Consider the following 8,956-nt stretch of genomic DNA (forward strand, 5'->3'; position numbering starts at 1 on the left):
TTCTCCATAATCTCCCTGCCAGAAATTCAAAGTCTAAAATCAGGAACTATAATTATTATCGTGAAGTCAAGACAAATTAGTGATAGGGCTAGAGGGTAAAGCAGCCAACCAGACTTAACAACGTAAAAGATGAAAAAATCAAAAGACCATTTTGAAAACAAACTGATTTTTTGCTAAGGGAATAACCTGCCTCACCTAAAGATCCAAAATGAGCTGTACTCGATCGTGTGCTTCGACGCTGCGGTTCAGCTCAGCGCTCACTGTCGAAGCTTTAGTATGCGTGGGTTGAGCCCTTCAACCTGAGCTTGCCGAAGGGAAGTTGAAACCTACCCTAAATTAAATTCACAAACCGAATCGATTCGTGTATCTTTAACGCAATTAATGAACAGGAGATGTATGTCCATGATGAAATCTTTGCTAAAGCTCGCTACAGTGGTCAGCATAGCAGGGGCGATCGCCATCAGTCCGATCGCAAATCTAAAAGCATATGCTTTGACTGAAGCTCAGGCACTAGAGCGGTTGAGTGGTATTCCCATCTTCACAATAACTGATGATAAAGGTGCGCCACTACTAGGCTCATTGCCCCAACAAGCCGGACGCAAGCCCGAAGATCCAGATCAGTTGATGCTATTTTTCCTTAGCCCTGATGATGCTCAGGCAATGTTGAACCAGCTCAAAACCTCAAACCCAAATGTAGGTGGCAAGGCGAAGATCAGTACGGGTTCCATGTTCCAAGCAATTAAGCTAGCCGAGCAAAATAAAGGCAAAAAGGTGGCTTTCCAATTTGTCCCTTCCAAAACCAGTATTGATTCTGCCCGCAATCTCTTAAGCGCTCAAGGTAAACCAGCCGATCAAGTTCCTAATGTGCCTGTTTTCTATGCTACTGGTGCTCAGGGCAATGGGCAAGGACTTTTGACGCTCGAACAAAATGGCAAACAAGTCGTACCGTTTTTCTTCGATCAAAAAGATCTGCAAGGCTTAATCGATCGCGCGCGTCAACAACAACCTGATGTTGCCAAAGACACCAAGATTCAGGTAACTTCCCTGTTCCAAGTGTTAGATTCTATGGTGACAAAGGATAACAAACCAAATCCTGAAGCCGATCGCTTTGAGTTTGTGCCATCCCGCACAGCTTTTGAATATGTGCTCAAAAGTCAGCCTGCTACTACCCAGCCAGGGGTAACACCACAACCTAAGCCAAAAGCAATGCTAAAAGCAAATTAAGGATCGTGGATTAATAACTCATAACTCTTGCTTAGGATTTATTAGCAAGCCGTAACGCATCGCAGTCGGGAATTGATGCGTTACGGCTTGCGACTAACACCTCTTACAAAACTTGATGTTATTTAATTCTCATTCCTAAATTAGTTTTTCACAAAAAAGTAAAAGAGAACTAGGAGTGTCACTCCTAGTTCTCTTTTTTGAAATTGACGTAATTCAATGACTACATCGTCAAGGTGCGGCGTTTTGTTACCATGCGGAATGCTTCGATGATGTCGCCTTCTTGCCAAGAGGTAAATTTGGGTAAAGAGATACCACACTCAAAGCCAGCCGCAACTTCCTTGGCATCATCCTTCATCCGTTTCAGCGAATCAAGCGGAGCCTCATGCACTAGCTCATTGCCGCGCTTAATGCGAACCTTACAGTTACGCACTAACTTGCCAGACAGCACATAGCAGCCTGCGACCACACCCTTACCAATTGTGAACAGGGCTCTAACTTCAGCTTGACCGAGGGGTTCTTCAACCAACTCAGGTTCTAGCAGACCTTCCATTGCACCTTGAATGTCTTCAAGTAGCTTATAGATGATGTTGTAATCTCTCACATCTACACCCATCTCGTCGGAGGCTTGTCTGGCTCCAGACGCCATTGTGGTATTGAATCCGATGATGACAGCATCACTGGCTGCGGCTAAGTCCACATCATTTTCGGTGATTTCACCTGCGGCTGACAAAAGCACCCGTAGTTGAATTTCTTGTTGTGGTAGTTGTCCCAAAGCCCCCAAGATTGCCTCGACAGAACCTTGCACATCGGCTTTGAGAATTAAATTGAGATCCTTAAGTTCGCCTTCCTGTGCCTTAGCGGATACCGTACCAAGGGTGACACGACGCGATGCCATTGACTGTTGCAAGCGTGAATGACGTTGCAAGGAAGCGCGATCGCCTGCCGTTCCTCTAGCCAACTTCTCATCGGTAAAGACTTCAAACTCATCACCAGCCGCAGGCACATCGCTTAAGCCCAGTACCTCGACTGCAAAGGAAGGCGTAGCGGCTTCGACGCGCTTGCCTTGGTCATCTACCATCGCCCGTACCTTACCAAAGGCAGAACCCGCTACCAGAATATCTCCGACGCGCAAAGTTCCATTTTGGATTAAGAAGGTCGCAACGGGACCTCTTGCCTTATCTAAGTGAGCCTCGATCACCGTACCTTTCGCCGTACGGTTGGGATTCGCTTGTAAATCTTCAACTTCTGTCACGAGCAGAATCATTTCCAGTAGGGTATCGAGATTTTCACCTCTGATCGCGCTGACAGGAACCATAATCGTGTCGCCGCCCCATTCTTCATCGACCAGACCATATTCAGTCAGTTCCTGACGAATGCGATCTGGTTGAGCCTCAATTTTATCGACTTTATTAATCGCCACAATAATGGGCACTTTGGCAGCACGGGCATGACTAATCGCTTCAATCGTCTGAGGCTGCACGCCATCATCCGCAGCGACCACTAAGATTGCCACATCCGTCACTCTTGCGCCTCTGGCACGCATGGCGGTGAAAGCTTCGTGACCGGGAGTATCAAGAAAAACAATTTGTTGCTTTTGTGCGCCTTCGCCGACATCAACGTGGTATGCCCCAATATGTTGCGTGATACCACCTGCTTCACCCTGTGCCACTTTACTCTTGCGAATGGAGTCAAGCAATGTAGTTTTACCATGATCGACGTGACCCATAATCGTAACCACAGGCGGACGACGTTGCAGGCTGTCGAGATCCTTAGCCTCAATCATCTCTGTAACCTTCCGCGCAGGGGCAGCGGCAGCAACCTGCTCGACTTCATAGCCTAGCTCCATCGCTACCATACTTGCCGTAGGGATATCGAGGGTTTGGTTGATGTTTACCATCACACCCTTGAGGAAGAGCGTGCGAATAACATCGGTTTCAGGCAGCATTAGTTTAACGGCAAGCTCCTGTACCGTAATGCTGTCATCGAGCGTGATCTTGGAGGGCTTTTCGGGTGGTGCTTCAGGGACAGAGCGGCGATCGCGACTAGCGGTCTTTCTACCTAGTTTTGCCCCACCAATTTTGATTTCTGGGAAAACCGTAGACTTGGGCAAACCTTGCTTAGGTCTAGCAGTGGGTCGCGCCAACGATAAACTCACTTGAGATAAATCATCACCATCTAGATCGTCAATTAGCTCATCGTCGTCTTCAAGTACGCGCAGATAACGTTTGGGCTTGTTAAGACGAGCTTTTTCCTTCATCTCTAGCAAGTCTTGCTCTTCGTCTTCCTTCTTCGTCTTATTACGCTTTGCTAGCTTTGCTGGAATTGGCTTTTCAAGTAACTCGGGTGTCGTCGGAATTACTGCTGTGCCAACTTCATCCCGTTTGCGGATGCCATTGGTAATGGGTCGTTCTGGCGCATTTGCCGAGGGGCGTATGGGGGGAGCCATAGGTGCACGCAAAGGACGGGCTGGATCGTTAGGTCCAGTGATGCCTCGCTCAATTAGAACCGAGTCTTTTACAGGGGTAGGACGATTGATTTGAGGACGCGTTGGCGCGGAACGGCTAGGTGATTGAGGTTCTGGACGATTGAGTTTAGGCTTCTCCAGCTTTGGCTTGGCGATGACTTTATCTGAAACAACCTTTTCTGAAATCGGTTTATCTGAGCCAACATGCTCTGAACCTGAATGCTCCGATGCTTGTTTATCAGCAGGTTTTACCGAAACTAAGTCTTGACTGGAGATCGGCGAACTAGCTTTGGGCTGGGGAGCTTGTGGCTGTACGGGCTTATTTACGGCGACAAACTGCTTGGTGCGATCGCTTCGCTCAGGCGCAACCATTGGTTTCACAATCTCAGGGGTTTCAGATTTACTCGGCTTAACTTTAGCTTCTGGAGCTTTTGACTCTGGAGCCTTGATTTCTGTAGGTTTACTGGGCTGAGGTCTAATTTCTTGAGGTTTTGCTTCTAATGTCACAGTTTGGAGATCGGCTGGTGGTTTGGCTGTGATGGGTGGAACTGCAGGCGCTTTCGGCTCGATATCTAATTCTACTTTAGGTTCTGGTTTGGGCTCAGATATACTCTCTGGTTTAACCTCTGTAGTCGTAGACATGGGTTTAGTAGGACGGCTGGGAGGCGTGGTAATTTGCACGGGTATGTCGTTACGACTTAAATCGAGATCGATCTCATCACCCACAGGAGCAGTAATGCTTGATAACGGCACAGTAGGTTCTTCCGAAGATTCTAGAGATTTTGGCTGTACTGGGGCAACAAGAGGTTCTGGCGCGATCGCGGCAGGTGGTGACTGAAGTTGTGCAGTAGGTTTACTGACTGTGAGGATTTGCTGTTTGGCTGACTTAGGCTCTGCCTCTTTAGTCGCCTCTTTTACGGATTCTTTTGGCTTTAGATTCACAGTTGGCGAGGATTTTCTCTCTTGATGCTTGTTTTGATTTTTTTCCAATGCAGCAGAAGTCTTCTCTGGTGCTGCTGCGCGCACAAGGTCAGCTTCAGATTCTGTAATTGTACTGCTATGACTCTTGACGGCAATGTTTAATTGCTCACATACTGCCAGTATATCTTTTGTATCTAACTCCAATTCCTTTGACAACTCATAAACTCTGACTCGATTAATACTACTCATTTACCCACTCTGCCCTGCGTGATTGACTTACTACATAGAAACTGCTACCTGTTTTGCTAAATTTGACTTTAGGAGCATTGTATGCGTTGACTGTTGGGCAAGGTTTATAAACCTCACTACTAGTCGTATGCATTGTAACTATTATTACTCATACAAATTTGGAAATCTTTGTATGAAAAACTCAGCTTTTCAAGTTTACTAGACTAAAGCAGCGATCCCCTACTTAGAATTCTTTACCTTAATAAAGCTTCAGTACCTGAGCCTATAGCTCGTCCAGTGCTAAATCAGATAGGTTTACATAATACTCTGCTTGACTACACTGCCCGATCGCAAGTGTCTCAAATCGCAAATTATGTCCGATAACTCTAATAACAATGTACAGTCGTAGTTCACAACTGGTTACATTTATTACATTAAGTTAGGATTAGACAGTTAAGAGCGATGTTTCACCTATGACCAACGTACCTGTTTCCCGTATTCGCAACTTTTCTATCATTGCTCATATTGATCACGGCAAGTCAACTTTGGCAGATCGTCTGTTGCAGTATACAGGCACTGTTGCCGATCGCGAGATGAAAGAGCAGTTTCTTGACAATATGGACTTAGAGCGAGAACGCGGGATCACGATCAAGCTGCAAGCCGCGCGCATGAACTATACCGCCGAAGATGGCAGCGAGTATGTTCTGAACTTAATCGATACGCCAGGACATGTGGATTTTTCGTACGAGGTGTCGCGATCGCTGGCTGCTTGCGAAGGGGCATTATTGGTGGTGGATGCCTCCCAAGGCGTGGAGGCACAGACGCTGGCGAATGTCTATCTGGCGCTTGAGAATAATTTAGAAATTATTCCCGTGCTTAATAAAATCGATCTACCGGGGGCAGAGCCCGAGCGCATTGCCACTGAAATCGAGCAACTAATTGGTTTGGATTGCTCTGAGGCAGTAAGGGCATCGGCAAAGGAAGGGATCGGGATTCATGAAATTTTAGAGGCGATGGTCAAGCTCGTCCCTCCGCCTGCGGATACGACAGATCGACCCTTAAGAGCCCTAATTTTTGACAGCTACTATGATGCCTATCGCGGCGTTATTGTTTACTTTCGGGTAATGGACGGCACGGTGAGTAAAGGCGATCGCATCAAGTTTATGGCTTCTGGGCAAGAGTACGTAATTGATGAGTTGGGTGTACTCGCCCCCAATCAAATCCAAGTTGACGAACTTCATGCGGGTGAAGTTGGCTATCTTGCTGCCGCGATTAAAACCGTAGCCCATGCCCGTGTGGGAGATACGATTACTTCTGCCGTGGAACCTGCCACAGAGGCGTTACCAGGCTATGAAGAAGCAAAGCCCATGGTTTTTTGTGGATTATTCCCAACCGATGCCGATCAATTTGAAGATTTGCGCGAAGCACTAATTAAGCTCAAGTTAAATGATGCATCGTTAAACTATGAGCCAGAGACCTCAAACGCGATGGGATTTGGGTTTCGATGTGGCTTTTTAGGTTTACTCCACATGGAAATCGTGCAGGAACGGCTAGAGCGCGAATATAACCTCAACTTGATTATTACTGCCCCATCGGTGGTTTATCAGGTAACGAGTGCCAATGGTGAAGTCGTTCTAATTGACAACCCCAGCGAATTACCGCCACCCGCAGAGCGCGAAAAGATCGAAGAGCCCTATGTGAAGCTAGATATCATGACGCCACAAGTTTACATTGGCACGTTGATGGAGTTATGCGAATCGCGGCGCGGCATCTATAAGGATATGAAGTACATCACCAAAGTGCGGACGACGCTGATGTACGAAATGCCTCTTGCCGAAATTGTCACAGACTTTTTCGATCAGCTGAAATCTCGCACCAAGGGTTATGCCAGCATGGAGTATCAGATTATTGGCTATCGCGAAAATGACTTGGTGAAGCTAGATGTCTTGGTGAATGATGAGCCCGTGGATGCACTTGCCTGCATCGTGCATCGCGACAAGGCTTACAATCTCGGGCGAGCATTGGTATCCAAGCTCAAGGATCTAATTCCGCGCCATCAGTTTAGGATTCCCGTTCAGGCAGCGATCGGCTCCAAAATTTTGGCAAGGGAAAATATTCCTGCCATTCGTAAGAACGTTTTGAGCAAGTGCTATGGCGGTGACATTTCACGGAAAAAGAAACTGCTAGAAAAGCAAAAAGAAGGGAAAAAACGCATGAAGTCGATCGGGACAGTAGATGTGCCGCAAGAAGCTTTCATGGCAATCTTGCAACTCAATCAGGACTAGTTTGGTGACGGATAGCTTGCCTGAAATTTACCCCACCCTAACCCTCCCCTTGCAAAGGGGAGGGAACAAGATTTTCGGGATAAATCAAGAACGACCGATCGCTGTGGATTTGTTTGCAGGCGCAGGGGGCATGACTCTGGGTTTCGAGCAGGCAGGTTTTGACGTACTTGCCAGTGTAGAAATCGATCCCATTCACTGTGCTACCCATAAATACAACTTTCCTTTTTGGGAAATTATTTGTCAGAGCGCGACCGATATTTCAGCCGCAGAAATTAGACGCAAGGCTAAAATCGGCGATCGCTCCATTGATGTGGTGTTTGGGGGACCCCCATGTCAGGGTTTTTCGATGATGGGCAAACGCGCCCTTGACGATCCGCGCAACCATCTAGTCTTTCATTTTTTGCGTTTGGTGCTGGAGCTGCAACCTAAATATTTTGTCATGGAAAATGTTAAGGGCTTAACCGTAGGTAAGCACAAGCAGTTTCTAGCCGAAATCATGGCGGAATTTGAGTCTCAAGGCTACCAGATTGAGCAAAGCTATCGAGTTCTCAATGCCTGTCACTATGGCGTGCCCCAGCACCGCGAAAGACTTTTTCTGCTGGGTTGTCGTCAAGGGTTGGAACTGCCTAAATATCCCGCCCCTATTACAAAACCAGCAAAAGCCAGCAAGATCCCTAAAGAACTGGCAGATCTGCCACCTAGCCCGACCGTATGGGAAGCGATCGCCGATTTACCCAGTCCCGATCGCTATGCGGAACTGCTACGTCAAGATTGGTGCGAGGCAGAGTTTGACTTGGATGCAAATTTCAACCCAAGCGATTACGTTCGTAGATTACGCAGCTTAGATTGCTCAACCCAAGATTATTCTTACCCCCGTCATTTCGATCGCAAATTACTCACTTCTAGCATCCGAACGCACCACTCGCTTGAGTCAATGGCGCGATTTCACGCTACCCCTCAAGGCAAAACCGAACCGATCAGTCGATTCTTAAAACTAGATCCTCAAGGGATCTGCAATACATTAAGGGCGGGAACAGCTAGCAATCATGGTGCATTCACATCACCACGCCCAATTCATCCCTTTGAGCCAAGGTGCATTACGGTTCGAGAGGCAGCCCGACTACATTCCTATCCCGATTGGTTTCGGTTTCACGCGACCAAATGGCACGGATTTAGACAAATTGGTAATTCTGTTCCCCCGCTACTAGCTCAAGCCGTTGCTACTGAAATTCGCAAGGCTTTAAAGGTTACGCCCGTTAAGCCTCAAGTTATGCAGCAGTTTCAAGATCCTGCGTTATTGCGCATAAAAATGACCGAAGCCGCCCGAAAATATGGTGTCGATCGCCACGTCATTGCCCCAAGAACGAGACCCGTCAAGGTTGAAGTTATGCCTAGCTCCTAACAATTACCTGCGATCGCCAATAAATTTTCCAAATTCACGACCACTTTCACTTGCCTAATCTTGGCTAAATNCTTTAGTTTGGACTAATCGGCAGCAAGGCAAGAGCAACAGAAAGGCACGAGAAAATAGAGCAAGAAATTGCAAAGGCTAAGTCAAGCTCAAACATGAAAAGAGAATTAGAAGCTAAATGGCAATTGACACAGATTGCATAGAAGCTTTTTCGTTTTTTTTGCGTTTCGAGGCATGTTTTTTCACAACGGGATAGCGAATGCGAGGAGGGAAGCGATCGCCCTTGGTNCGCCCAAGAGATTTACCGCGCAGTTGGGGAGGGATAGCAGGAGAGCCAATCGCGGCAATAATTACAGCAAAGGTTTGAGCGACACGACCAGGTGCTAGGTTATCCTGAGGCGCCTGCCAAGGCAAAGGAGAATC

Annotated in this window: 4 protein-coding genes; 3 read left to right on the forward strand and 1 reads right to left on the reverse strand. The window is 47.2% G+C overall.

The genetic code is table 11. From position 1 onward, the window contains the following. Positions 1-402: 402 nt before the first annotated feature. Positions 403-1,224, forward strand: coding sequence for a Tic22 family protein (locus ACP2WE_RS14510; RefSeq protein ID WP_425216258.1), 822 nt, complete (start codon positions 403-405; stop codon positions 1,222-1,224). Between the two features lie 220 nt (positions 1,225-1,444). On the opposite strand, the gene infB is transcribed toward ACP2WE_RS14510, so the two are convergent. After that, positions 1,445-4,858, reverse strand: a complete 3,414-nt coding sequence (infB, locus tag ACP2WE_RS14515) for a translation initiation factor IF-2 (protein ID WP_425216259.1) — start codon at positions 4,856-4,858, stop codon at positions 1,445-1,447. A gap of 452 nt (positions 4,859-5,310) precedes the next feature. On the opposite strand from infB, the gene lepA reads away from it, so the two are divergent. Together lepA and ACP2WE_RS14525 are read left to right on the forward strand one after the other, a co-directional pair. Then, the gene (lepA, locus tag ACP2WE_RS14520) at positions 5,311-7,122 is read left to right on the forward strand and encodes a translation elongation factor 4 (protein WP_425216260.1); all 1,812 of its coding nucleotides are present in this window, start codon (positions 5,311-5,313) and stop codon (positions 7,120-7,122) included. Positions 7,123-7,201: 79 nt separating this feature from the next. Beyond that, complete coding sequence (locus ACP2WE_RS14525) at positions 7,202-8,524, forward strand: DNA cytosine methyltransferase (protein WP_425216267.1); 1,323 nt, start codon at positions 7,202-7,204, stop codon at positions 8,522-8,524. Positions 8,525-8,956: the final 432 nt, after the last annotated feature.

The sequence above is a fragment of the Tumidithrix helvetica PCC 7403 genome, assembly GCF_965232925.1.
GTDB classification, from domain to species: Bacteria; Cyanobacteriota; Cyanobacteriia; order Pseudanabaenales; family Pseudanabaenaceae; genus Tumidithrix; species Tumidithrix helvetica.